General features: G+C 46.7%; 1 protein-coding gene. It reads left to right on the top strand.

What is annotated here, in order from left to right; translation table 11 throughout:
- Nucleotides 1-247: 247 nt before the first annotated feature.
- Nucleotides 248-1,138, top strand: coding sequence for an alpha/beta fold hydrolase (locus IQ224_RS23620; protein ID WP_002741061.1), 891 nt, complete (start codon nucleotides 248-250; stop codon nucleotides 1,136-1,138).
- Nucleotides 1,139-1,183 lie beyond the last annotated feature (45 nt).

The raw sequence follows: 1,183 nt of genomic DNA on the forward strand, positions 1-1,183 counted from the left end.
GCTCCATACCCCTTTTAATGCTATATATTCTCATTAACCCTTTTAACCTTTGAATTAATTTTAGTTATTATGTACTACTTTAATGGCTTTTTTGATCTGTGACAGTTGAGGGTGCGGAATGTGGGTTAAAAATAATTGGAACCCGATCAGTCTTTAAACCTCATCCCCAGACCACCAGCCAAGCCGCCACTTAACCTGACAGTATATATTAAGAAAAGCAACAAATACTTTACAGACACAACAAAGTATGCAGCAAATTCTAGGATTAGAGACACAACCAAAAATCTGGCATTGGCGGGGATTCAAAATCACCTATCAAAGTGCGGGGGAGACAGGACCAGCGATCGTGCTTGTGCATGGATTTGGGGCATCTTGGGGACATTGGCGGAAAAATATCCCTGTTTTAGGCGAAAAATGTCGCTGTTTTGCCCTAGATTTAATTGGTTTTGGCGGTTCCGACAAACCCGAACCGAAAAACGAGATCGATTACACTTTCGAGACTTGGGGGGCGCAAATTGCCGATTTTTGTCGGGAAGTGGTGGGGGGTCCTGCTTTTTTGGCGGGGAATTCCATCGGTTGCATCGCCATTATGCAGGCTGCCGTCGATCATCCCGATTTTGTCCTTGGGGTGGCGGCGATTAATTGTTCCCTCAGACTACTTCACGAAAGAAAACGGGGGGAAATACCCTGGTATCGTCGTTTAGGAGCGGATATTGCCCAAATAATTCTCAAAAATAAAGCAATTGGGGCTTTTTTCTTCCAACAGATCGCTAAACCCCAGACAGTGCGTAAAATTCTCCTGCAAGCTTATCGGCGCTCGGAAGCGGTAACGGAGGAATTAGTGGAAATAATCTTAAAACCCGCCAGAGATCCAGGAGCGATCGAGGTTTTCCTCGCTTTTACCGGTTATTCTGGCGGCCCACTCCCGGAAGACCTACTGCCGATTCTCCCCTGTCCAGCTATTCTGCTTTGGGGTAGCGAGGATCCCTGGGAACCCTTGCCCTTGGGCCAAGAATTAGCACGATTCCCGACAGTAAAAAAGTTTATCCCCTTAGCTGGCTTAGGCCACTGTCCCCAGGACGAGGCCCCAGAAATAGTTAATCCGATTTTATTAGACTTCCTGCAAGCTCCTATCTAGGGTTTGCGGCAAAAAGTTTGTTGGTGGGGGTAGGGCTGTCTCTTA

Source organism: Microcystis sp. LEGE 00066, from assembly GCF_015207925.1.
Classification (GTDB): Bacteria; Cyanobacteriota; Cyanobacteriia; order Cyanobacteriales; family Microcystaceae; genus Microcystis; species Microcystis ichthyoblabe_A.

What these genes read in the sequence shown, in the direction of transcription:
- IQ224_RS23620 (WP_002741061.1), top strand. Translation starts at nt 248, where the DNA reads ATGCAGCAAATTCTAGGATTAGAGACACAACCAAAAATCTGGCATTGG.